Raw genomic sequence first — 24,946 nt, forward strand, 5'->3', positions numbered from 1 at the left:
CCGACGAACAGGAACACACCGTGACGCTGTACCTCTACGAAATCGCAGGACTGCCCGGCCGGGCCGAGGTCGACCAGGCCATCAAGACGCTCGACGCCGAAGTGCACCGGGCCGGCGGCGAACTCATCGAGGCACAGGTCACCGCTCAGCACCGGCTGTTCGTGGTGGCGGAGCTCGCCGGCGGTCCGCTGCCGATCGCCGCGTCGTCGGTCGGTGCCACCGAACTGACCGGTCCGCACGAAGTGCGACTGGTCGGTGCGGAACTGGACCAGCTGAAAGCCGTCCGTCCGACGGCCGGGTACCTGGTCGAGTGGGACCTGCCCGCCGACCTGGACATGGAGAGCTACCTGAGCCGCAAGAAGGCCAACGCGCCGAAATACGCGGAGGTGCCCGAGGTCAGCTTCCTGCGCACCTACGTGCGCGTCGACATGGACAAGTGCCTGTGTTTCTACGACGCGCCGGACGAGGACGCGGTACGGCGGGCGCGCGTGGCGGTGCAGACACCGATTGATCGGTTGTACGGACTGGAAAGTGGTGGGCAATGACGACTCTGGTGTCCGACGACGTCGCGACCAGACTGGCGGAAGTCACGGCCGGGGTGGACGCCCGGGCCGGTGACCTGGACGCCGGGCGCACCGACGTCCGTGACGATCTGCGCGCCCTCGGCGCTGCCGGATTGTTCGGGCTGCCGGACCTGCCCGACACCGTGCGGGTGATCGAGCAGGTGTCGGCGGTGAGCCTCGCCGCGGGGTTCTCCGCCTGGGCACACCAGATGGCGATTCACTACCTCGCCGACCGGCCGGACCTGTCGGAGGCGTTGCTCACCGCACACCGCCCGGGTGTGACGGCCATGGCAGCCGGTCTCAAGCACGTCGCGGGCCTCGGACAGCTCCCGATCTTCGCCGGCGAGACGCGTCGTGGTCTGCGGCTCAACGGACCAATCCGCTGGGCGTCCAACGTCTTTGACGATGCGTTGATCGTCCTGCCGGCGCGGACCGTCACGGGCCGCCTGTACGTCGTGGCCGTCGACGTGCGCGCGGTCGGCGTGGTGGTCGACCCGGCGCCCACGCTGATGGCCCTGGGGAGTACCCGGTCGACGTCGCTGCGCCTGGAAGAGGTCGAGGTGAACGCGGACCGCATCATCAGCGCCGACCTCACCGCGTTCGTCCGCGGGATCAAGCCGACGTTCCTGCTGCTGCAGACCGCGTTCTGCGTCGGCGTCACCGGGGCGGCGCTGACCGCGGCCGGCCGGGCGACCGATGCACTGGCCGCCCAATTCGACGGCGACCTCGCCGACCTGGTGGCGCACGCCGAGGACAACCGCCGGCGGCTCTACGAATTCGCCTCGGCGCCAGGGGAAGCCAACCTGGCCGACGTGATCCGGCTACGACTGGACGCCGCCAAAGTCGCGGTGGGGGCGACCCGCCTGGAATCGGCGCTGGCCGGTGGCCAGGGCTATCGCGCGGGGACGGCCGCCAACCGCCGGTTCCGCGAAGCAGCCTTTCTGCCCGTGCAATCACCATCGGAAGGACAACTCAGGTGGGAACTGAAGCAGTTCGGATAACCGCGGGCACCAAGACATTTGGCGACAGCGTCGTCCTCGACGGCATCGATCTCGCCATCGAGTCAGGGGAGTTCGTCGCGGTGCTCGGGCGTAGCGGCAGCGGGAAATCGACCCTGCTGCGGGTGCTGGCCGGGCTGGAATCGCTGAGCTCGGGAACCGTCAGCTGGCCCGCCGGCGGCGAGCGTCCGCACATCGGAGTCGTTTTCCAGGACGCGCTGCTGTTGCCGTGGCTCACGGTGCAGGGCAACGTGTCCTACGCGCGGCGATTCGCACACCGGCGCAAGGGATTCGACGCGGACTATGCGGCAGAGCTGATGCGGCGTTTCGGCGTCGACGGGCTGGCCGAGCGCTATCCCGACCAGCTGTCCGGCGGTCAGGCCCAGCGGGTGGCCATCCTGCGCGCCGTGGCGACCCGGCCCCAGTTGCTCCTGCTGGACGAACCGTTCAGCGCGCTGGACCCCGCGACACGTGCCGACCTGCAGCAGTGGCTGACCACGCTCACCACCGAACTGGGTGTGACGGTGCTGCTGGTAACGCATGACGTCGAAGAAGCGCTGAGCCTGGCGCAGCGCGTCGTACTGCTGGCCGACGGCGGACGGATTCAGCGTCAATGGCACCTGGGGGAGGCGGACCAGTCGGGTCTGCGTGACGAAATCCTCAGTCATTACCGGGTTTCCGAACTGTGGGTGGCATGAGCCGGCTGCTGATCTCACGGCGGCACGCACTGATCGCCGCGGCAGCGGCGGCCGGTGGCGCCTTCGGCCTGGCCGACCTGGCGCACAGTGCCACGACCGATTCGGCCGCCGGCGGGCCGCTGCGCGTGGGCTATCTGCCGATCACGGACGCCGCACCGCTGTTGATGGCGCACTCCGCCGGTCTGTATCCGGCCGGTGTGGGCAAGCCCGTGCTGTTCCGGAGTTGGGCGGCGCTGGGCGAGGCATTCCTGAACCGTCAACTCGACGTCGTGCACCTGCTGATGCCCATGGCGGTGCAGCTGCGCTACGCGCTCGGTGGCGGTGTCCGGGTACTCGGATGGAACCACACCAACGGCTCGGCACTGACGGTCGCACCGCACATCCGGGAGCTGCCGGACCTTGCGGGTTCGCAGCTGGCGATCCCGTTCTGGTGGTCGATCCACAACATCGTGCTGCAGAAGCTGTTGCGGGCCAACGGATTGCAACCGGTGATCCGCCGCTCGGCGTCGCGGGCCGACCGCACCGTGGAACTCGTCGTGATGAGCCCATCGGACATGGTGCCGGCACTGGCCACCGGCACCATCGGCGGCTACGTGGTGGCCGACCCGTTCAACGCGATGGCCCAGACGAAGAAGATCGGGCGCATCCACACCTTCCTCGGCGACGTGTGGCGCGACCATGCCTGCTGCGCCCTGGTGACCCGAGACGACGTCATCGCCAGTCGACCGGCGGCCGTGCAACAGCTCACGGACGCGGTGGTGACGGCACAACTCGCGCTGTCGAACGATCGGAAGGCGGCCGCGGCGAAACTCGGCGGCGGGCGGTACCTGCCCCAGCCGGTACCGGCGATCACGCTCGCGATGACGTATCCCACCGCGCCCTACCCGCTGCGGCACCCGGAGTGGCAACCCCAGCGGCTCGGCTTTCAGCCGTTCCCGTTCCCGAGCTTCACCGATGAACTCGTTACGGCCATGCGCGACACCGTCATCGACGGCGACCGGCGATTCCTGGAGCGGCTGGACCCCGCCACCGTGCACAGCGACCTGGTCGACGACACCTTCGTCCGTAATGCCATTCAGGCCCATGGCGGTCCGGCCGCCTTCGGCCTCAGCGGCGATTACACCCGAACCGAGCAATTGGAGCTGTCATGACCACCACCACACCCGCCCGCTCGGCGATCGATCCGCCGGTGGCAGTGCGCCGTTGGGCCCCGCCGGTCGGCGCCGTCGTCGTCGCGATCGGCCTCTGGTGGCTGACGACCACCGTCGTGTCCGCCCCGCATTCCCTGCTGCGGCAGGCCGCACCACAGCGCGTCGCGCCCGCCGTCGTCGACCTGTTCTCCCGCGGCGTGCTGCTGCCCGATATCGGGATCAGCCTGTGGCGCTTGGTGATCGGCCTGGCGGTGGCGGTCGTCGTCGGCATTCCCGCCGGCCTGCTGCTCGGACTCAGCGGCACGGCCGAGCGCGCGGCGGCGCCGCTCGTCCAGTTCGTCCGGATGATCTCGCCACTGTCGTGGGCCCCGATCGCCGTGGCGGTGTTCGGCATCGGCAACGAGCCCGTGATCTTCCTGATCGCGGTGGCGGCCGTGTGGCCCGTGCTGATCAACACCGTGGCCGGCGTGCGCGCTGTCGACCCGGGCTTCCTGGACGTGGCGCGGTCGTTCCATGCCACGCGGTGGGAACTGGTCACTGCCGTGGTGCTGCCGGCGATCCGGGGACAGCTGCAGACCGGCGTGCGGGTGGCGCTGGGCATCGCCTGGGTGGTGCTGGTCCCGGCGGAAATGCTCGGCGTGCGTTCGGGTCTGGGCTACCAGGTGCTCAACGCCCGCGACCAGCTGGCCTACGACCAGGTCGTGGCAGTGATCGTGGTGATCGGTGCGCTGGGTTTCCTGCTGGATGTCGTCGCCCGGCGGCTGACTTCCCCGGAGCGGCCAGGAGTCGCGCGCTGACGGCGCTAAGGTGGCGCGGTGACTCTCTCGGCGATCGTGACCGTGCCCGCGGCCCTGGCGCCGGCCGACTTCACCGCGCCGATCGCCGGTGCACCGGCACTGGTGCGGGCCGTGTGTGCAGTGCGTGACGTGGCGCCGGTAACGGTGGTGGCCGCCGAAGGATTGGTCGCCGCAGCAACGGAATGCCTTGCGGCTCATGGCCTCGGTGAGGTGCCCGTGCGTACCGGACCCGTGCCTCTGGCCGAGGCGGATGCGATCCTGATGCACGATGTCCGTTACCCGCTCGCTCCCGCCGATCTCGCGGCACGCGTGGCGGCGGGGCTGACCGAACACGACGTCGTCCTGCCGGTCCTGCCGATGACCGACAGTGTGAAAAGCGTTGCCGCAGAGGGCATCGTGCTGGGCAACGTGGACCGTTCGGAGCTCGTCACCGCGCAGTACCCGCGGGCCTTCTCGGCGGCGGCGCTGGCTCTGGGCGCAGATCCCGATGACCTCGCGGCGCTGACGGCCGCCGGCCTGAAGGTCGGCACGGTCGACGGCGATCCCAACGGCTTCGTCGCCGACCTAACGCACGATCGGGAACTGCTTGATGCGATCGTCAGCGCCGGCTGAGCAGGCGCTCGGCGACCTGCACATCGTGTGCGAAGGTCACCTTGAAGTTCTGGGCCGATCCGGCGATCGCGTGGACCTCGAGGTCGGTGAAGCGCTCCACGCACGACGAGGTGTCGGTGCCCTCGAAACCGGCGGCGGCCGCGTCCTGATACGCCTGCCACAGCGGCGCGGCGCGGAAGGCCTGCGGCGTCTGCACCCGGACGAGCGACTGCTCGATGGCGCCGAGGCCGTCCCCGGTCAGGCGCAACACGTCACCGGCCGGCAACACCGGAATGGCCCCGCCCCGCTCCCGTGCCGTGGCGACGGCGGTGTCCATCAGCTCGGCACCGGCCAGCGGGCGGGCGGCGTCGTGGATCAGCACCACGTCGACGGCGCCGGCATCGATGTCCGCCGCGAGGTAGCTCAGCACGTTGTGTTCGGAGCCGTGCCGGGTGTCGCCGCCCTCGACGAATTCGACTGGGGTGTCGGGGAGTTCGTCGGCCATGAGCGCCGCCACCTGGTCGCGTTCACCCCGCCGGAACACCAGGATGGTGCGGGCGACCTCGGGGCTGGCAGCCACGGCGGCCACCGACCACGCCACCATGCTGCGGCCGGCCAACTGCAGGTAGGCCTTGTTGCCGTCGGCCCCGACGCGCGATCCGATGCCGGCGGCAAGGACGACGCCGACGGCGATCGGGGGAGCGGACACGTCTTCACGGTAGTGGGACGGGAACGGGGATCTGCGGCAGGCTTACCGTGATGCGGCCCGGACGGGGCCCGGATCGTTGAAGGGACACGGCATGGATGGGACGCACCAGGACGCTCCCGACCCACACAGCAAGGTGCGCGCGCATCGATTGACCCCGATGCGGGGCCGCGATCCGCGCGAAAGGCACCGCGTCGCCACTCCGCTGGAGCTGCTGTTCGACCTGACCTTCGTCGTCGCGTTCGGGGTCGCGGCGTCGGAACTGTCGCACATGCTGGCCGCGGGCCACGTCGGCGCCGGCATCACGGGCTTCGTCTTCTCCACCTTCGCGATCTGCCTTGCGTGGATCAACTTCACCTGGTTCGCCTCGGCGTACGACACCGACGACTGGGTGTTCCGCCTGATGACCATGATCGAGATGGTCGGCGTACTGGTCCTGGCACTCGGCCTGCCTGCGTTCTACGCCTCGATCGAGCACGGCCACCATGTCGACAACGCGGTGTTGGTGGCCGGTTACGTCGTGATGCGAATTGCGTTGGTGGGCCAGTGGTTACGGGCTGCGAAGCAGGACCCGTCGCGGCGTGCGGCGGCGATGACGTACGTCTGGATCGTGGCGGTGGTCCAGGTGGGCTGGGTCGGCACCGTGTTCCTGCCGACGAGTGTGCCGGTGACGCTGGGTTGCTGGGTGCTGCTGGCGCTCATCGAGCTGGGCGGTCCGATGATCGCCGAGACCAAGTGCGGCGGCACCCCGTGGCACGCGCACCACATCGCCGAGCGCTACGGACTGCTGGCGATCATCGCCCTCGGCGAGGGTGTCGTCGGGACGGTCGCCTCGCTGTCGGCTGTCGTCGGCGAGCACGGCTGGTCGTGGGACGCGGTGCTGCTGGCGATCGCGGGCACGGCGCTGACCTTCGGCATGTGGTGGGTGTACTTCATGGTGCCGTCGGCCGACGCCCTGCACGCGCACCGCGAGCGGGGCTTCTGGTTCGGTTACCTGCACATGCCGGTGTACGGCGCCATCGTCGCGACCGGTGCCGGCCTGCACACCGCCGCGTACTACATCCAGCACCACTCGGCGCTGGGATCGGTGGCCACGGTGCTCAGCGTGGTGATCCCGGTCGGCGTCTACATCGCGTTGGTCTACGTGCTGTACGCGCTGATGCTGCGCTCGGTGGACGCCCTGCACCTGCTGCTGGTGGTGCTGACCGCGGTGGTCCTGATCGTGACGGTGGTCCTCGCGGCCGTCGGGGTGCCGATGGCGCTCTGCCTCCTGGTGGCCAGCCTGGCGCCGGCGGTGAGCGTGGCCGGGTTCGAGATCATCGGGCACCGGCACGTGGCCGAGGCGGTCGCGCGCCAAACGTGAGCGCCAAACGTGAGCGCCGAGCGTGAAGACGATGGCGAGAAATCGCGAAACTTTGACGATCTTCTTCACATCGGGTGGGTCAGGATTGCACTGGTGTGGCTAACGGGCCGGAAGTGGTAGCTGTCATATCCTGAGACGCGTGGCAATTTCGCGTCGTGACCTGCTGAAATACGCTGCAGCTGCGCCGGCCGCTGTCGGCCTCGGCGCCGGATTGCAATCGGTACTTGGCGCGACCACCGCCTCGGCGGCCCCCTACGGAGTGTTGCTGGACTACGCGGCAGGGGTGATCAGCGCGTCCGATATCCGGTCGGCCGGGGCGCTGGGCGCCATCCGGTATGTGTCGGACCGCCGGCCGGGCGGGGCGTGGATGCTCGGCAAGCCCATCGAGCTGCCGGAGGCGCGCGATCTCTACAAGGGTGGCCTGAAGATCGTCTCCTGTTACCAGTACGGCAAGGAGTCGACGGCCGACTGGCTGGGTGGGCACGCCGCCGGCGTGCAGCATGCCCAGCGCGGGTTCGCATTGCACACCGCGGCGGGCGGCCCGGTCGGGGCGCCGATCTACGCGTCGATCGACGACGATCCGACTCCGGAGCAGTACAAAGCACAAGTTGCGCCCTACCTGCGCGGCTGGGAATCAGTGCTGGGGCACCAGCGGGTCGGCGTGTATGCCAACTCCAAGACCATCGAGTGGGCCGTGCAGGACGGCTTGGGGTCGTACTTCTGGCAGCACAACTGGGGCTCGCCCGGTGGGACCGCGCATCCGGCGGCCGCACTGCATCAGGTCGAGATCGACAAACGCCATGTCGGGGGAGTCGGCGTCGACATCAACCACATCCTCAAGCCGCGCTTCGGGCAGTGGGACTGACGGGCGCGCAGATTACCGCTCAGTAGTTAGCTGGCGGCCAGCTCTAAGAAAACGAGATGAAACCGCAGCAAATGGCGGCGCGGTAACTTACCGCCTGTATAGACACACAGACCGTCATTGTCGAGTGTTTTCTGGAACGGGTCTTTTCCTACTCATTAGTAAGGTCCAGCACCGTCACAAGCATGGTCACGATTTGATAACAATACCGCTTTGATCAGCGATGTTGTTACTACTCGACCGTAACCAGCCGCCAACAGGACGTTTGTCCTGTTGGGTACGGGCAGTCCCACGACGCGGTGTTACCCGCGTAGGTGGTTACCGATCCGTAGAACTCGTTGGTAACCATTTCCGGCAGAAAAACGCCGCGAATCTTATGACACTCTTAGTGCAGTCGGCCCGGCTCTCAGGCACCCGAAAAATCGGGCGCCAGACGTAGCACGGGCCTCACGTGATCCGACGTCGCATCGCGTTGCCCCAGGGCCGACTACCAAGACCAAGCACCTGACCGGTTCGCGCGGCAAAGACGAGAGGGACGCATGACGATCAACGAGCACCGCAATGTGACCAGTGGCAACACCGAGGCGGTGGCGGCGAGCGCCCATGCTCTCGTGGACCTGCTGAACGCCGGCGAGCCGTATGCCGTCGCGTTCGGTGGTCAGGGTGCCTCGTGGCTGGAGAACCTCGAAGAGCTCGTCAGCTCGGCCGGCATCGAATCCGAGCTCAGCGAGATCGTCGGCGAAGCGGCCCTGCTGCTGGAGCCCGTCGCGCGCGAGCTCGTCGTCGTGCGGCCCATCGGCTTCGAGCCCATGCAGTGGGTGCGCGCCCTCGCAGCCGACGAGCCGCTGCCGTCGGCCAAGCAGCTGACCACCGCCGCCATCTCCGGCCCCGGCATCCTGCTGGCCCAGATGGCCGCCATCCGCGCCGTGCAGCGTCAGGGCCTGGACCTCGCCGGCACCCCGCCGGTCGCCGTCGCCGGCCACTCGCAGGGCATCATCGCCGCCGAGGCACTCAAGGCCAACGGCACCCGCGACGCCGAGCTTCTCGCGCTGCTCCAGCTCATCGGTGCCGCCGGCTCGCTCGTGTCGCGCCGCCGCGGCATGGTTGGTCGCGGTGACAAGTCGCCGATGGTGTCGGTCACCAACGTCGACCCCGAGCGCATCGCCGAACTGCTCGAAGACTTCTCCAAGGACGTCCGCACCGTCCTGCCGCCGGTCCTGTCGATCCGCAACGGCCGTCGCAGCGTCGTCATCACCGGAACCCCGGAGCAGCTGGCCCGCTTCGAGCTGTACTGCAGCAAGATCACCGAGAAGGACGAGGCCGAGCGCAAGAACAAGCTGCGCGGCGGCGCCGTCTTCAGCCCGGTTTTCCAGGGCGTGCAGGTCGAGGTCGGCTTCCACACCCCGCGCCTGGCCGACGGCATCGAGGTCGTCGACCGCTGGGCCGCCAAGTGCGGTATCGACACCGAGCTGGCCCACGCGATGACCGAGGCCATCTTCGTCAAGCCCATCGACTGGGTCGCCGAAGTCGAGCGCATGCACGACGCCGGTGCCCGCTGGATCATCGACCTCGGCCCGAGCGACACCGTCACCCGCCTGACCTCGCCGATCATCCGCGGCCTCGGCATCGGCATCGTGCCCGCCGCGACCCGCGCCGGCCAGCGTTCGCTGTTCACCGTCGGCGCCGCCCCGGTCGTGCAGCCCGCGTGGTCGAGCTTCGCGCCGACCGCCGTCGAGCTGCCCAACGGTGACGTCAAGCTGTCGACCAAGTTCACCCGCCTGACCGGCCGTTCGCCGATCCTGCTGGCCGGTATGACCCCGACGACCGTCGACGCCAAGATCGTCGCCGCGGCCGCCAACGCCGGCCACTGGGCCGAGCTGGCCGGTGGCGGTCAGGTCACCGAAGAGATCTTCGAGAACCGCGTCGCCGAGCTGACCCAGCTCCTCGAGCCGGGCCGTGCCATCCAGTTCAACTCGCTGTTCCTGGACCCGTACCTGTGGAAGCTGCAGCTGGGCGGCAAGCGCATCGTGCAGAAGGCGCGCCAGTCGGGCGCCCCGATCGACGGCGTCATCGTCACCGCCGGCATCCCCGAGCTCGACGAGGCCGTCGCGCTGATCGATGAGCTGCACGAGATCGGCATCACCAACGTGGTGTTCAAGCCGGGCACCGTGGACCAGATCAAGTCGGTCATCAAGATCGCCGAAGAGGTCCCGGACAAGGAGATCATCGTCCACGTCGAGGGCGGCCGCGCCGGTGGCCACCACTCGTGGGAGGACCTCGACGACCTGCTCGTCAGCACCTACTCGGACCTGCGCAAGCAGGCCAACCTGACCATCTGCGTCGGTGGTGGCATCGGCACGCCCGAGCGCGCCGCCGAGTACCTGTCCGGCCGCTGGGCCGAGACCTACGGCTTCCCGCTGATGCCGGTCGACGGCATCCTGGTCGGCACCGCCGCCATGGCCACCCTCGAGGCCACCACCTCGCCTCAGGTCAAGCAGCTCCTGGTCGACACCAAGGGCACCGATCAGTGGGTCGGCGCCGGTAAGGCCCAGGGCGGCATGGCTTCCGGCCGCAGCCAGCTGGGTGCGGACATCCACGAGATCGACAACACCGCGTCGCGGTGCGGCCGCCTGCTCGACGAGGTCGCCGGTGACGCCGACGCCGTCGCCGAGCGCCGCGACGAGATCATCGCCGCCATGGCCAACACCGCCAAGCCGTACTTCGGTGACGTCGCGGACATGACCTACCAGCAGTGGCTGCAGCGCTACGTCGAGCTCGCGATCGGCGACGGCAGCAGCACCGCCGACACCAAGCGCGACCACTCGCCGTGGCTCGACATCACCTGGCGCGACCGCTTCGAGGAGATGCTGCAGCGCGCCGAGGCCCGCCTGAACCCGGCCGACGCCGGTCGCATCGAGACGCTGTTCCCGGCCACCGCGGAAGGTGAAGCGCTGCTGGAGGATCCGCAGCGCGCCATCGCCGAGCTGCTGGCCCGGTACCCCGAGGCCGAGACCCTGCGCCTGCACCCGGCGGACGTCCCGTTCTTCATCACGCTGTGCAAGACGCTGGGCAAGCCCGTCAACTTCGTGCCGGTCATCGACAAGGACGTGCGCCGCTGGTGGCGCAGCGACTCGCTGTGGCAGGCCCACGACGCCCGCTACGACGCCGACCAGGTCTGCATCATCCCCGGCACCGCAGCCGTCGCCGGCATCACGCGCGTCGACGAGCCCGTCGGTGAGCTGCTGGACCGCTTCGAGCAGGCCGCCATCGACGAGGTGCTGGCAGCCGGTGTCAAGCCCGTTCCGGTCGTGTCGCGTCGCCAGGCCCGTGCCGACGTCACCGGCCCGCTGGCCGTCGTCCTCGACTCGCCCGACGTGCTGTGGGCCGGCCGCACCGCCATCAACCCGGTGCACCGCATCGGCGCGCCCAGCGAGTGGCAGGTCAACGAAAACCGTTCGGCGACACACCCTTCCACCGGCTCCCGGCTGGAGCTCGACGGTGACGGCGTCGTCCTGAACGTGCCGCTGTCGGACATCTGGATCGCGATCCGCTTCACGCTGCCGGCCGCCACCGTCAACGGCGGCATGCCCGTCGTCACCACCGAGGACGCCTCGGCCGCCATGCGCGCCGTGCTCGCCATCGCCGCGGGTGCCGACGGCGTCGACGCGCTGCCGACCGTCACCGACAACGTCGCCACCGTCACCGCCGACTGGGACCCCGAAGAGGTCGCCGACCACACCGGCGTCACCGCCACCTTCGGCGCCCCGCTGGCGCCGGGCCTGACCCTGGTGCCCGACGCCCTCGTCGGCCGCTGCTGGCCGGCCGTGTTCTCGGTCATCGGCGCGGCCGTCACCGCCGACGGCATCCCGGTCGTCGAAGGTCTGCTGAGCCTGGTCCACCTGGACCACGCCGCGCACCTGCTGGCCCCGATGCCGGCTGAGAAGGCCGAATTGACCGTCACCGCAACGGCTTCCGCCGCGGTCGACACCGAGGTCGGCCGCGTGGTCCCGGTCTCGGTCAGCATCACCGACGCCGAGGGCACCGAGCTGGCGCGCCTCGAAGAGCGCTTCGCGATCCGTGGCCGCAGCGGTGCCGCCGAGCTGACCGACCCGGTCCGCGCCGGCGGTGCCATCACCGACAACGCCACCGAGACGCCGCGCCGCCGTCGCCGCGACGTCACCGTCACCGCGCCGGTCGACATGAGCGCCTTCGCCGTGGTGTCGGGTGACCACAACCCGATCCACACCGACCGCGCCGCCGCACTGCTGGCCGGCCTGAAATCGCCCATCGTGCACGGCATGTGGCTGTCCGCCGCCGCCCAGCACGTGGTCACCGCCACCGACGGCCGCGCCACCCCGCCGGCCCGCCTGGTCGGCTGGACCTCGCGCTTCCTGGGCATGGTGCTGCCGGGCGACGAGATCGAGTTCCGCGTCGACCGCGTCGGCATCGACCGCGGCGCCGAGATCATCGAGGTCACCGCGAAGGTCGGCGGCGAACTGGTGATGGCCGCGTCGGCTCAGCTGGCCGCGCCCAAGACCGTCTACGCCTTCCCGGGCCAGGGCATCCAGCACAAGGGCATGGGCATGGAGGTCCGCGCCCGCTCCAAGGCCGCCCGCAAGATCTGGGACTCCGCGGACAAGTTCACCCGCGAAACCCTGGGCTTCTCGGTGCTGCACGTGGTCCGGGACAACCCGACCAGCATCATCGCCAGCGGCGTGCACTACCACCACCCGGACGGCGTGCTGTTCCTGACGCAGTTCACCCAGGTGGCCATGGCCACCGTCGCGGCCGCCCAGGTGGCCGAGATGCGCGAGCAGGGTGCGTTCGTCGAGGGCGCCATCGCCTGCGGCCACTCCGTCGGTGAGTACACGGCGCTGGCGTGCGTGTCCGGCGTGTACGAGCTCGAGGCGCTGCTCGAGGTCGTGTTCCACCGCGGCAGCAAGATGCACGACATCGTCCCGCGTGACGCCAAGGGCCGCTCGGACTACCGCCTGGCCGCCATCCGGCCGTCGCAGATCGACCTCGACGACAACGACGTCACCGACTTCGTCGCGGGTATCGCCGAGGAGACCGGTGAGTTCCTGCAGATCGTGAACTTCAACCTGCGTGGTTCGCAGTACGCGATCGCCGGTACCGTCCGCGGCCTCGAGGCCCTGGAGGCCGAGATCGAGCGTCGTCGCGAAATCACCGGTGGCAAGCGCTCGTTCATCCTTGTCCCCGGTATCGACGTGCCGTTCCACTCCGAGGTGCTGCGGGTCGGCGTCGCCGACTTCCGCCGCGCGCTGGACCGCGTCATGCCGCACGGGCAGGACCCGGAGCTGCTGGTCGGCAAGTACATCCCGAACCTGGTGCCGCGGCCCTTCACGCTGGACAAGGACTTCATCCAGGAGATCCGCGACCTGGTCCCGGCCGAGCCTCTCGACGAGATCCTCGCCGACTACGACACCTGGCGTAACGAGAAGCCGTCCGAGCTGATGCGCAAGGTCGTCATGGAGCTCCTGGCCTGGCAGTTCGCCAGCCCGGTGCGCTGGATCGAGACGCAGGACCTGCTGTTCATCGAGGAAGCCGCCGGCGGCCTCGGGGTCGAGCGGTTCGTCGAGGTCGGTGTGAAGACCATGCCGACGGTTGCCGGCCTGGCCACCAACACGCTGAAGCTCCCGGAGTACTCGCACAACACCACCGAGATCCTCAACGTCGAGCGCGACGCCGCGGTGCTGTTCGCGACGGACACCGACCCGGAGCCCGAGGACGAGGCTCCTGCCGCTCCTGCTGCAGCTGCGGAGGCTCCCGCGGAAGCTGTTGCGGCAGCACCGGTTCCGGCCGCCGCTCCGGCGGCGCCCGCTGGTGGCCCCCGTCCGGACGACATCACCTACGACGCGGCCGACGCCACCATGGCGCTCATCGCGCTGTCGGCCAAGATGCGCATCGACCAGATCGAGCCGCTGGACTCAATCGAGTCCATCACCGACGGTGCGTCGTCGCGACGCAACCAGCTGCTCGTCGACCTCGGTTCGGAGCTGAACCTCGGCGCCATCGACGGTGCCGCGGAAGCCGACCTGGCCGGCCTGAAGGGGCAGGTCACCAAGCTGGCCCGGACCTACAAGCCGTTCGGTCCCGTCCTCTCCGACGCGATCAACGACCAGCTGCGTACGGTGCTCGGCCCCTCGGGCAAGCGTCCGGCGTACATCACCGAGCGCGTGAGCAAGGCGTGGGAGCTGGGCCCGGGCTGGGCCAAGCACGTCACCGCCGAGGTGGCGCTGGGCACCCGTGAGGGCAGCAGCGTGCGTGGCGGCGATATGGGCGGCCTGCACGCCGGTGCGCTGGCTGACGCGGGCGCCGTCGACAAGGTCATCGACGCGGCCGTCACCGCGGTCGGCGCTCGCAAGGGCATCGCCGTGTCGCTGCCGTCCGCCGGCGGTGCCGGTGGCGGTGTGGTCGACTCCGCCGCGCTCAACGAGTTCGCCGAGAAGGTCACCGGCCCCAACGGTGTGCTGGCCGGCGCCGCCCGGTTGATCCTGGGTGAGCTGGGTCTGCAGGCCCCGGTCTCGGTGCCGGACGCCACCGACTCCGAGCTGATCGACCTCGTGACCGCCGAATTGGGTTCGGACTGGCCGCGTTTGGTGGCTCCGTCGTTCGACGGCCGCAAGGCCGTGCTGTTCGACGACCGCTGGGCCAGCGCCCGTGAGGACCTGGCGCGCATCTGGCTGCTCGACGAGGACGACGTCAACGCCGACTGGGCCAAGCTCTCCGAGAGCTTCGAAGGCGCCGGACATGTCGTGGCCACGCAGGCCAGCTGGTGGCAGGGCAAGGCGCTCGCCTCCGGCCGCACCCTCCACGCCGCGCTGTACGGCCGCGCCGCCGCCGGTGCGGAGAACCCGGAGAAGGGCCGCTACGCCAACGAGGTCGCGGTCGTCACGGGTGCCTCCAAGGGCTCGATCGCGTCGGCCGTGGTGGGCCAGCTGCTCGCCGGTGGCGCGTCGGTCATCGCGACCACGTCCAAGCTGGACGACGACCGGTTGGCGTTCTACCGGACGCTGTACCGCGACAACGCCCGCTTCGGCGCCCAGCTGTGGGTCGTGCCCGCAAACATGGCCTCCTACAGCGACATTGACGCGCTGGTCGAGTGGGTCGGCAACGAGCAGGTCGAGAACCTGGGCCCCAAGGCCATCCACCTCAAGGACGCGCAGACCCCGACGCTGCTGTTCCCGTTCGCCGCACCGCGCGTCGCCGGGGACCTGTCCGAGGCCGGCGCCCGCGCCGAGATGGAGATGAAGGTCCTGCTGTGGGCCGTGCAGCGGCTCATCGGTGGGCTCTCGCACATCGGCTCCGAGCGTGACATCGCGTCGCGACTGCACGTCGTGCTGCCCGGTTCCCCGAACCGCGGCATGTTCGGTGGCGACGGCGCCTACGGCGAGTCGAAGGCCGCGCTCGACGCGGTCGTCGCCCGCTGGAAGGCGGAAACCTCGTGGTCGCAACGAGTTTCGCTGGCGCACGCGCTGATCGGCTGGACCAAGGGCACCGGCCTGATGGGTCACAACGACGCCATCGTGGGTGCCGTCGAGGAAGCCGGTGTCATCACGTACACCACCGACGAGATGGCCGCCATGCTGCTGAACCTGTGCAGCATCGACGCCAAGGTGTCGGCCGCCCGTGAGCCCATCCAGGTCGACCTGACCGGTGGCCTCGGCGACATCGAGCTCGACATGGCCGAGCTGGCCGCCAAGGCCCGCGAGGAGATGGTGGCCGAGGCTGCTGTCGACGAGGAAGACCTCGAAGGCACCATCTCGGCGCTGCCGTCGCCGCCGCGGGGCTACCAGGCCGCGCCGGCTCCGGAGTGGGCCGACCTGGACATCGACCCGGCCGACATGGTCGTGCTGGTATCCGGTGCCGAACTCGGCCCGTACGGCTCGTCGCGCACCCGCTTCGAGATGGAGGTTTCCGGCGAGCTGTCGGCCGCGGGCGTCCTCGAGCTGGCCTGGACCACCGGTCTGGTCAAGTGGGAAGACGACCCGAAGCCGGGCTGGTACGACACCAACACCGGTGAACTGGTCGACGAGTCTGAGCTGGTCGAGCGCTACCACGAGACGGTGCTCGAGCGCGTCGGCATCCGCGAGTGGGTGGACGACGGCGCGATCGACCCCGATCACGCTGCGCCGCTGCTGGTTTCGGTGTTCCTCGACAAGGACTTCTCCTTCGTCGTGTCCGCCGAGGCCGACGCCCGGGCGTTCCTCCAGTTCGATCCGGAGCACACCGTCATCGCGCCGGTGCCGGACAGCAGCGACTGGCAGGTCACCCGCAAGGCCGGTACCGAGATTCGCGTGCCGCGCAAGGTCAAGCTGTCGCGGACCGTCGGCGCCCAGGTGCCGACCGGCTTCGACCCGCAGGTCTACGGCGTCACGCCGGACATGGCCAGCTCGATCGACCGCCTGGCGCTGTGGAACCTGGTCACCACCGTGGACGCGTTCCTGTCGGCCGGCTTCTCGCCGGAAGAGCTGATGCGCTGGGTGCACCCGAGCCTCGTGGCCTCCACGCAGGGCACCGGCATGGGCGGCATGACCTCGATGCAGACCATGTACCACGGCAACCTGCTGGGCCGGAACAAGCCGAACGACATCCTGCAGGAAGTCCTGCCGAACGTCTTCGCCGGTCACGTCGTGCAGTCGTACATCGGTAGCTACGGCGCGATGATCCACCCGGTCGGCGCGTGCGCCACCGCGGCGGTGTCGGTCGAAGAAGGTGTCGACAAGATCCGTTTGGGCAAGGCCGAATTCGTGGTCGCCGGTGGCTACGACGACCTGACGCTGGAAGCCATCATCGGCTTCGGCGACATGTCGGCCACCGCCGAGACCGCGATGATGCGGGCCCGCGGCATCAGCGACTCGAAGTTCTCGCGCGCCAACGACCGTCGTCGTCTCGGCTTCGTCGAAGGCCAGGGCGGTGGCACCGTCCTGCTGGCCCGCGGTGACCTCGCGGTGAAGATGGGCCTGCCCATCCAGGCCGTCGTCGCCTACGTGTCGTCGTTCGCCGACGGTGTGCACACCTCGATCCCGGCCCCGGGCCTGGGTGCCCTCGGTGCCGGCCGCGGTGGACGTCAGTCGCAGCTGGTGCGCGACCTGGCCAAGCTGGGCGTCACCCCGGACGACATCGCGGTGATCTCCAAGCACGACACCTCGACGCTGGCCAACGACCCCAACGAGACCGAGCTGCACGAGCGGCTCGCCGCCTCGATGGGCCGGTCCCCGGGCAACCCGCTGTTCATCGTCAGCCAGAAGAGCCTGACCGGACACAGCAAGGGTGGCGCTGCGGCGTTCCAGATGCTGGGTCTGTGCCAGATTCTGCGCGACGGCGTCATCCCGCCGAACCGCAGCCTGGACTGCGTCGACGACGAGCTGTCCAACGCACAGCACTTCGTGTGGGTCCGCGAGACGCTGAAGTTCGGCGACCGCCTGCCGATCAAGGCCGGTCTGGTGACCAGCCTCGGCTTCGGTCACGTGTCGGGCCTCATCGCCCTGGTGCACCCGCAGGCGCTGGTGGCGGCTCTCGATCCGGCCGAGCGCGAGGACTACCTCCGCCGTGCCGGTGAGCGGGTCCTGGCCGGTCAGCACCGGTTGGCGTCGGCGATCGCCGGTGGGCGCCCGCTGTACGAGAAGCCGGCCGACCGTCGCTTCAACCACGATGCGCCGGAGAAGCGTCAGGAAGCCGACATGCTGCTCGACGCCGATGCGCGCCTGGGCGAGGACGGGTGGTACGCCCGCTCGTGAGGCCTTCTGAGGTATCGGGATTGGGTCCGCTAGGTTGTTGCCCATGAGCATCCTGGGTGTGGGCATCGACCTGGTCTCGATTCCGGATTTCGCCGAGCAGGTCGACCAGCCGGGCACCGTCTTCGCGGAGACGTTCACCCCAGGGGAGCGCCGTGACGCCGCCGACAAGAGTTCGTCGGCGGCACGGCACCTGGCGGCCCGCTGGGCGGCCAAGGAGGCCGTGATCAAGGCGTGGTCGGGCTCGCGGTTCTCGAAGCGCCCGGTGCTGCCCGAGGGCATCCACCGCGACATCGAGGTCGTCACCGACATGTGGGGCCGGCCCAAGGTGCGGCTGTCCGGCGAGATCGCCGAGCACCTCAAGGGCGTGGCCATCCACGTGTCGCTGACCCACGAAGGCGACACCGCGGCGGCGGTCGCGGTCCTCGAGCAGGACTAGTTTTTCTTCTGCTTGCGTGAATACCCCAAAATCAGCTGATTTTGGGGTATTCACATTTCCAGAGCCGGAGGCGACAGCCGGTTTGCCGTTCAGTCTTTGCGGCCGGTGACAGCAAGGCTGACACCCAGGCCGACCATGGCCAGCCCGCCGGCGCCCCCGATGGCGGCGAAGCGGCGCGGGGACTGCGCGAACCAGTCGCGGGCCAGGCCGGCGGCCAGCGCCCAGATGCTGTCGGAGATCACCGCGATGGACAGGAACACGACGCCCAACACGAGCATCTGGGCCGTCACACGTCCGGCCGCAGGATCCACCACCTGCGGCAGCGCCGCGACAAAGAACACGATGGTCTTGGGATTGGTCATCCCGACGACGAAACCGTCGGCCAGGACCCGGCTCGGCCGCTTGGCGGACGCACCGCCGGTGAGCACCTCGCCGAGGCCATGTCGATGCCGGATGGCTTGGACGCCAAGGTAGATCAGGTAGGCCGCGCCGACGAACTTGATGACGCTGAACGCGAGCGACGAGGCCAGGATGAGGGCACCGGCACCCAGGGCCACCGCAAGGATCTGGACGTAGGCGCCCATCGCGTTACCCGCCACGGTCAACAACGCCTGGCGACGGCCGACGGTCAGCGCCCGGCCGACGGTGAACAGAACACTCGGCCCGGGGATCACGATGACCAGCAGCGAGATCAACCCGAACGCCAGCAGATGTCCCATCGACGGCATGCGGTGACGATACGCCGGGCAGACGGCCGGCGCACTACGCTCGATGGCATGGCTGATCTTGTCGAACGTGTGCGGGACGTCCTGCCGTCGGTGCGTGCCGACCTGGAGGACCTGGTCCGTATCCAGTCCGTCTGGGCCGACCCGGCCCGGCACGCCGAGGTGCACCGCAGCGCCGCGCTGACCGCAAAGCTGTTGTCCGAGGCGGGCTTCGGTGAGGTGCACATCGTCCACGAGGGCGGGGCGCCGGCCGTCATCGCACGTCATCCGGCGCCAGAAGGAGCCCCGACCGTGCTGCTCTACGCGCACCACGACGTGCAGCCCGAGGGCGACGCCGCACAGTGGGACTCCGATCCTTTCGAACCCACCGAGCGCGACGGCCGGCTCTACGGCCGGGGCAGCGCCGACGACAAGGCCGGTATCGCCGTCCACCTGGCCGCCATGCGGGCCCACGGCGGCAACCCGCCCGTCGGCGTGACGGTTTTCGTTGAGGGCGAAGAGGAATCGGGCTCGCCGTCGCTCGGCGCCCTACTGGCCGCGCATCGCGACCTGCTGGCCGCCGACGTCATCGTCATCGCCGACTCGGACAACTGGAGCACCGAGATGCCGGCGCTGACGGTGTCATTGCGCGGCCTGGTCGACTGCGTCGTCGAGGTGGCGACGCTGGATCATGGGCTGCACTCGGGCATCTGGGGCGGCGTGGTGCCCGACGCGCTGAGTGCCCTCGTGCGGTTGTTGGCCACCTTGCACGACGACGACGGCAACGTCGCGGTCGAAGGTCTCTACGAGGGCACCGCCGCCGACGTCGACCGGGGCCCGGACTGGGTCGCGGCCGAGACCGGCATGCTCGACGGAGTGCAACAGATCGGTTCCGGCTCTGTGGTGCAACGACTTTGGGCCAAGCCGGCCATCACCGTCATCGGCATCGACACCACATCGATCGCCAAGGCGTCGAACACGCTGATACCGCGGGCGCGGGCCAAGGTCAGCATGCGCGTCGCTCCAGGTGGGGACGCGCTGGCGCATCTTGCCGCGCTGACCCGGCACCTGGAGAGCCACGCGCCGTGGGGCGCCAAGGTCACCGTCACGCCGGGTGATGTCGGCCAGCCGTATGCCATCGACGCCAGCGGCCCGGTGTACGACGCGGCGCGGTCGGCCTTCACGCAGGCGTGGGGTGTCGCGCCGGTGGATATGGGGATGGGCGGGTCGATCCCGTTCATCGCCGAGTTCGCCGAGACCTTCCCCGAGGCAACGATTCTGGTGACCGGCGTGGAAGATCCCGGCACGCAGGCGCACAGCATCAACGAGAGCCTGCACCTGGGCGTGCTGGAGAAGGCCGCGATCTCCGAGGCGCTGTTGTTGGGTGCGCTGGGGCGTTAGTGCATCGAGCGTGGGGGTTTACGTGGAAAATCCGTCAGATCTCCGCGTAAACCCCCACGCTCGGCATCGGCGCTAGAACGACTCGGGGTCTCTTTGTACCGACTCCGGCACCGGGTGCTGGTACAGCCGAGAGGCGTTCTCCCAGGTGATCTTTCGGATGACGTCTGCGGGCAGGTCGCCGATCTCCTCGTGGATGGTCGCCTGCGTGTGCGGCCAGGTCGAGTCACAATGCGGGTAGTCGGCTTCGAGCATGATGTTGTCGACGCCGATGCGGTCGCGCTGCACGAACGACGACTGGTCCTCCACCGCGCAGAACCAGAAGTTGCGGGTGAAAACCTCGGCGGGGGTGAGCTTTTCACCGAGCCGTTCCCAGGTGCCGTACATCGAGTGGTAGCTGAGCATGTGGTCGAGCCGGTCCAGCAGCCCGGCGACCCAGCCGATACCGCCCTCGGACAGGCAGATCTTGAGATCCGGGAACCGGCTGGGCAGACCGGAATACAGCCAGTCGACGGCCGCCGAGATGGCGTAGGCGAAGAACAGCACGCCCTGCACGTCCGGCGGCGCGTCCGGCGTGGTCGAGGGGGAGGAGCCCGACGACCCGATGTGCAGGTTGACGACCGTGCCGGTCTCGGCGCAGGCCGCCATCATGGGGTCCCAGTAGCCCGAGTGGATCGTCGGCAGGCCCAGCATCGCCGGGTTCTCGCTGAAAGTCATGGCGTGGAAGCCGCGTTCAGCGTTCTCGTAGATCATCTTGGCGCCGACTTCGGGGTCCAGCAGCCAGGGCAACTGACAGGGGATGATCCGGTCGGGGTACGAGCCGGCCCACACGTCGAAGTGCCAGTCGTTCCAGGCCCGCACCGAGGCCATCGCCAGGTCGCGATCGGTGGTGACCTGCTGCAGGCGCTGGCCGGCGAATCCCGGCAGGAACGACGGGAAGTTCAGCGAGGCGTACACCCCGTTGAGGTCCATGTCGCGCACGCGTTCGTGGATATCCCATGCGCCCCGGCGCATCTCGTCGAACCGGACCGGCTCGAAGCCGTACTCGGATACCGGACGGCCGACCACGGCGTTGAACCCGACGTTGGGTAGTTCCTGGCCGTCGTACACCCAGGTCTGGCCGCCGCCCGCGGTGTCGACGACCCGCGGAGCCCGGTCGGCGAACTTGCTCGGCAGTCGCCCGGTGAAGGTGTCGGGCGGCTCGACGATGTGGTCGTCGACCGAGATCACCGTGTAGCGGCGCGGAGCACGCGGCGGGTCGGGCAGCAGTGTGACGGTACGGTCCGCGCCCGTCTTGGCGACGGTGAAATCGAGGTTGGCGGCCAGATCGTCAATGGATTTCATGTGGTACCAACGCCTTTACTGGAGAACGGACGGATCGGATTTGATGGTCAGGCGGGCAGCGCCGGCCCAGTACACGTCAGCCGCGCGCTCGATCAGGGAGGACTTCATGCCGACCATGTCGGACCACTTCATCTCACTCGGCTTCAGGCCCGTCAGCAGGACGTCGTAGGCCAGCTTGCAGACCCGCTCGATCGAGGCCGCGCGGTACACCGCCTCGGCGAGGTTGCGGCCGGTGGCGATGACGCCGTGGTTGGCCAGGATGGTCGTGTTCGCCGAGCCGATCCGGGCCGCCAATTCGGCTGCGCGGGAAGGACTGTCGACCTCGCCGTCGTATTCGCCGACGAGGCAGAGGTCGTCCAGGAACAGCGATCCGGTCTGGTGGACCAGCTCCGGCAGCCGGCCCAATGCCGCCAGCACGCACACGTAGTAGGGGTGGTTGTGGATCACGACGCGCGCGTCGGGGCGGGCGCGGTGCAGCTCGGTGTGGATGTGGATCGCGGGGGTGACGTCCCAGCGGCCCCGCTGTACGCGCGCGTCCTCGTCGACGACGCAGATGTCGGAGGCGGTGACCTCCTGCCACCACAGGCCCCACGGGTTGACGTACATGTCGGTCCGACCGTCGGGCTGCCAGGTGATGTGCCCCGCCAGATTCTCGGCGAAGCCGATGGTCGCGAGGTGCCGGAACGCGATGGCCATGGCCTGTTCGTCGGTGAGGTCGGCGCCGATCGGTGGTGTCACCGACGGCGCCCAGACTTCGAGCCCGCCGCGGCGGGGCTTTTCAGCTGCGGTCATGACCGTCTCCCATCCGGGCGCGGATATCTTCGCGGAGTTGGCCTTTGGCGACCTTGCCGCCCGAGGATCGGGGGAGTTCGTCGACCACGATCAGCCGCTCGGGCAGCAGTTCCTTCGAAACGTCCTGGGCGAGCAGGTGCGTGCACAACTCGGCGAGCTCCAGTGTCGACGAGCCGATCAGTTCGACGTAGACACAGACCTTTTCGCCGAACACCGGATCAGGCATGGCGACCGCGGCGGCCAGACCGACCGCGGGGTGCGTCATCACGACGTCCTCGACCTGGGCCGCACTGATGTTCTTGCCGCCGCGCACGATGAAGTCGGACGTGCGGCCCGTCACCCGCAGGTAGCCGTCGGCGTCGATTTCGCAGATGTCTCCCATCCGCATCCAGCCGTCGGCGGTGAAGAGTTTGTCGTGGTCGGTGCCGCCCAGGTAGCCGAGACTGGTGGCCGGGCCGCGGCAGGCGGGCTGGCCCCGGCCGGTGTCGGTGACGTCGGTGTCCCCGTCGAAGAGGCGGACGGCCATATCGGCGACGATCCGGCCGCCGGTGCGTAGCCGGTGCTCGAGCGAGTCGTGCACCGTGGTGCCGCTGAGCAGGCCCGTCTCGTTGGAGCCGTAGAACTGCAGAATCGTTGCGCCGGTAAGCTTTTCGAACTCGTGTGCGGGCCGGTACGGCAGGGCCTCGCCGCCGGTGAACACCACCCGCAGCGAGCTCAGGTCGTACTCGCGGGCCACCGGGTCGGCCATGATCATGGTCAATTGGGTACTGACACAACACAACACGGTGACCTTGTGCTGTTCGATGGCCGCGCACGCCGCGGCGACGGTGAACCGGTCCAGCAGGACGTTGTTGGTGCCCAACAGAATCGGGGTGATGTGGGTGGTCCACAGCCCGAAGCCGAACGGGGTCGGGATGGCGGGGAGGAACACGTCGTCGGACGTCAGCAGGCCGTTGGCGACCGCTTGCTGATGGAAGTAATACCAACGGTTCTGGGTGTGCACGACGCATTTCGGTAGCCCAGTGGTGCCCGACGTCGAGTTGATGAGGAAGACGTCGTCGGCGCCCAGTTGGGCCTCGGGGCTCAGGTCCGTGGAGTCCGTACCGACGGACAGTTCATCGAGCGTCAGTAGCGGACATCCGATGGCGCCGGCCACGGTGTTCGCCTGCGCCTGCCGCGGGGGGTCGGTGACCAGCAGTCGGGGTTCGGCGCTCTGCAGGATGGCTGTCACTTCGCGGATTCCGGCGCGTGCTCCGACGCCGACGACCACCGCACCACAGCGCTCGATGGCGACGAACAGCACGTGGATCGCCGTCGTGTCGCCATGCCACACCGCGATCCGGTCCCCGGGGCGCACGCCCGCGCCGGCCAGCTGACCGGCCAAAGTGGTTGCCGCGGTATCAAATTCACGCCAGCTCAGCGACCGGTCCGGGTGATCAACATATGCGACGCGATCCGGGGTGCGAGCGGCGTTGGCGCGTACGGCATCCGAGATCGTGGAGTCGGTCCACCAGCCATTGGCATGGAAGCGCGCGACGTCCTCGGCGGTGAATGCCGGCGAACTCGTGACCGCCATGTCCATCGTGGTCGCCTCCGCAGGCCGCATCTTCAAATCATATGAAAATAAGCGCGCACATTGTCAAGGATTCACGAAGATCGCGTGCGGGTGCGCACCATCGCCGGGTCGACCACCCCCGCCGAACCGGGGTAATGCTGGGCATCGAGCAGATGCGTCGCGGCCAATTCCCTCGCACGTTCGGCGTCGCCGGCTTCGATGGCATCGATCAGCGTGCGGTGATCCTCCAGCGCGGCCCGGCGCTCGTCGACCGGAATGCCGGCATGGTCGGTGAACTGCCGTGACCAGTTCAGCTCGTGCGACGACCACAGCTTCTCCAGGGCACCGGCAAGGATGATCATGGTCTCGTTCCCGCAGTGCTGCACCAGCGCCTCGTGAAAGCGCCGGCTCGCGGAGGTCACTGCCACCAGATCCTCGACAGACTCGACCGACTCGGCGTGGATCTGCCGAAGGACCGGCACCACCGCGGTCTTGCGGTCGGAACGCTGCGCGCACAACGCCGCGCAGGCCGGCTCCACCTGCTGCAAGGCGGAGCCGACGTCGCCGAGGCTCACCTGGTTCGCGCCGAGAACCAAACCCATGGTGTAGGCCACGTTGCTCGCGCTGGGCCGGTGCACCACCGAGCCGCCGAGCTTGCCGCGTCGCACGCTGAGCAGGCCCTCGGCATCCAGGATTCGGATCGCCTCGCGCAGCGACGGCTTGCTGATCGGAAACTCGGTGAGCAGTTCATCCTCCGTGGGCAACACGCTGCCGTCGGGGAGGTCACCGCTGAGGATGCGCCGGCGCAACTCGTCGGCCACCTGCTCGGCGAGGCGGCGGAAACGGACGTCGGGCGCGGCCACGGGTCGAGTGTGCCAGAGCGGGACGCCGGGATGGTCGAAGCCGGCGCCCGGTCTATCCGGTGCGGCCGGGGTACGAAACGCCGTACCCCGGCGCCGAGGTTCTACTCGTCGTCGTCCTCGTCGTCTTCGTCGTCCTCGTCGAAGTCCAGATCGAGCGGGTCTTCACTGTGCGGGTCGACGGAGTACTGCTGCCAGTAGGACGGGCTGAAGTAGATGGTGTCCGAATGGTCGGCGTCTTCGCCGATCTGGACCCAGAGAATCTGGTCCTTCTCGCCATAGCTCAGCGCGTGCGGGTAGCGGATGCTGCTGTCGACGGTGCGGATGTGGATGTTGTGCGTCACGCCAAAAGTCTTGCACCTGAACG

18 protein-coding genes are annotated in these 24,946 nt (G+C 68.9%); 11 read left to right on the forward strand and 7 right to left on the reverse strand.

Annotated elements, in window-relative coordinates:
• Positions 1–20 precede the first annotated feature (20 nt).
• Genes ACZ5IQ_RS07895 through ACZ5IQ_RS07920 form a run of 6 tightly spaced genes read left to right on the forward strand, consistent with a single transcriptional unit; the run spans position 21 to position 4,819 of the window.
• The gene (locus tag ACZ5IQ_RS07895) at positions 21–545 is read left to right on the forward strand and encodes a DUF4242 domain-containing protein (protein WP_464481446.1); all 525 of its coding nucleotides are present in this window, start codon (positions 21–23) and stop codon (positions 543–545) included.
• Entirely contained in the window at positions 542–1,564 is a 1,023-nt protein-coding gene (locus ACZ5IQ_RS07900; RefSeq protein ID WP_464481094.1) for an acyl-CoA dehydrogenase family protein, read from the forward strand. Before ACZ5IQ_RS07895 ends, ACZ5IQ_RS07900 begins: the two co-directional genes overlap by 4 nt.
• Positions 1,540–2,259 (forward strand): ABC transporter ATP-binding protein, encoded by a 720-nt coding sequence (locus ACZ5IQ_RS07905; RefSeq protein ID WP_406801932.1) that lies wholly within the window; start codon positions 1,540–1,542, stop codon positions 2,257–2,259. The genes ACZ5IQ_RS07900 and ACZ5IQ_RS07905 overlap by 25 nt, the downstream gene beginning before the upstream one ends.
• On the forward strand, positions 2,256–3,410 hold the full coding sequence (locus ACZ5IQ_RS07910) for an ABC transporter substrate-binding protein (protein ID WP_406801933.1): 1,155 nt from the start codon (positions 2,256–2,258) through the stop codon (positions 3,408–3,410). Before ACZ5IQ_RS07905 ends, ACZ5IQ_RS07910 begins: the two co-directional genes overlap by 4 nt.
• Positions 3,407–4,207 carry an ABC transporter permease gene (locus ACZ5IQ_RS07915; RefSeq protein WP_406801934.1) on the forward strand — a complete coding sequence of 267 codons (801 nt, stop codon included), beginning with the start codon at positions 3,407–3,409 and terminating at the stop codon, positions 4,205–4,207. Before ACZ5IQ_RS07910 ends, ACZ5IQ_RS07915 begins: the two co-directional genes overlap by 4 nt.
• An 18-nt stretch (positions 4,208–4,225) precedes the next feature.
• Complete coding sequence (locus ACZ5IQ_RS07920; protein WP_406801935.1) at positions 4,226–4,819, forward strand: IspD/TarI family cytidylyltransferase; 594 nt, start codon at positions 4,226–4,228, stop codon at positions 4,817–4,819.
• Here ACZ5IQ_RS07920 and ACZ5IQ_RS07925 read toward each other — a convergent pair.
• Entirely contained in the window at positions 4,806–5,507 is a 702-nt protein-coding gene (locus tag ACZ5IQ_RS07925) for an IspD/TarI family cytidylyltransferase (protein ID WP_406801936.1), read from the reverse strand. The two genes, ACZ5IQ_RS07920 and ACZ5IQ_RS07925, sit on opposite strands and share 14 nt — an antisense overlap.
• 157 nt (positions 5,508–5,664) lie before the next feature.
• On the opposite strand from ACZ5IQ_RS07925, the gene ACZ5IQ_RS07930 reads away from it, so the two are divergent.
• The 4 genes from ACZ5IQ_RS07930 to acpS all read left to right on the forward strand — a co-directional run bounded on the left by ACZ5IQ_RS07930 (position 5,665) and on the right by acpS (position 17,926).
• A complete protein-coding gene (locus ACZ5IQ_RS07930) occupies positions 5,665–6,867 on the forward strand; it encodes a low temperature requirement protein A (protein WP_464481447.1) in 1,203 nt (400 codons plus the stop codon).
• Positions 6,868–7,006: 139 nt separating this feature from the next.
• Positions 7,007–7,732: a DUF1906 domain-containing protein gene (locus tag ACZ5IQ_RS07935; RefSeq protein ID WP_406801937.1), complete on the forward strand. Its 726-nt coding sequence runs from the start codon at positions 7,007–7,009 to the stop codon at positions 7,730–7,732.
• A 536-nt stretch (positions 7,733–8,268) separates the two neighbouring features.
• Positions 8,269–17,490, forward strand: a complete 9,222-nt coding sequence (locus ACZ5IQ_RS07940; RefSeq protein ID WP_464481095.1) for a fatty acid synthase subunit beta domain-containing protein — start codon at positions 8,269–8,271, stop codon at positions 17,488–17,490.
• A gap of 43 nt (positions 17,491–17,533) precedes the next feature.
• Positions 17,534–17,926 (forward strand): holo-ACP synthase AcpS, encoded by a 393-nt coding sequence (gene acpS, locus ACZ5IQ_RS07945; protein WP_020102278.1) that lies wholly within the window; start codon positions 17,534–17,536, stop codon positions 17,924–17,926.
• A gap of 89 nt (positions 17,927–18,015) precedes the next feature.
• Here the strand turns inward: acpS and ACZ5IQ_RS07950 are convergent, their stop codons facing one another.
• Positions 18,016–18,654 (reverse strand): LysE family translocator, encoded by a 639-nt coding sequence (locus tag ACZ5IQ_RS07950; protein ID WP_212812387.1) that lies wholly within the window; start codon positions 18,652–18,654, stop codon positions 18,016–18,018.
• A 48-nt stretch (positions 18,655–18,702) separates the two neighbouring features.
• On the opposite strand from ACZ5IQ_RS07950, the gene ACZ5IQ_RS07955 reads away from it, so the two are divergent.
• Positions 18,703–20,031: a M20/M25/M40 family metallo-hydrolase gene (locus tag ACZ5IQ_RS07955; protein WP_464481096.1), complete on the forward strand. Its 1,329-nt coding sequence runs from the start codon at positions 18,703–18,705 to the stop codon at positions 20,029–20,031.
• A 72-nt stretch (positions 20,032–20,103) separates the two neighbouring features.
• Here the strand turns inward: ACZ5IQ_RS07955 and ACZ5IQ_RS07960 are convergent, their stop codons facing one another.
• The 5 genes from ACZ5IQ_RS07960 to ACZ5IQ_RS07980 all read right to left on the reverse strand — a co-directional run bounded on the left by ACZ5IQ_RS07960 (position 20,104) and on the right by ACZ5IQ_RS07980 (position 24,923).
• Positions 20,104–21,372, reverse strand: a complete 1,269-nt coding sequence (locus ACZ5IQ_RS07960; protein ID WP_464481097.1) for an amidohydrolase family protein — start codon at positions 21,370–21,372, stop codon at positions 20,104–20,106.
• Positions 21,373–21,387: 15 nt separating this feature from the next.
• Entirely contained in the window at positions 21,388–22,164 is a 777-nt protein-coding gene (locus tag ACZ5IQ_RS07965; RefSeq protein WP_464481098.1) for a class II aldolase/adducin family protein, read from the reverse strand.
• Positions 22,151–23,770, reverse strand: a complete 1,620-nt coding sequence (locus ACZ5IQ_RS07970) for a class I adenylate-forming enzyme family protein (RefSeq protein ID WP_464481099.1) — start codon at positions 23,768–23,770, stop codon at positions 22,151–22,153. The genes ACZ5IQ_RS07965 and ACZ5IQ_RS07970 overlap by 14 nt, the downstream gene beginning before the upstream one ends.
• Before the next feature lie 41 nt (positions 23,771–23,811).
• Positions 23,812–24,582 (reverse strand): FadR/GntR family transcriptional regulator, encoded by a 771-nt coding sequence (locus ACZ5IQ_RS07975; RefSeq protein WP_318985582.1) that lies wholly within the window; start codon positions 24,580–24,582, stop codon positions 23,812–23,814.
• 101 nt (positions 24,583–24,683) lie between these two features.
• A complete protein-coding gene (locus tag ACZ5IQ_RS07980; protein ID WP_406804275.1) occupies positions 24,684–24,923 on the reverse strand; it encodes a hypothetical protein in 240 nt (79 codons plus the stop codon).
• Positions 24,924–24,946: the final 23 nt, after the last annotated feature.

This window comes from Mycobacterium toneyamaense, assembly GCF_055384815.1.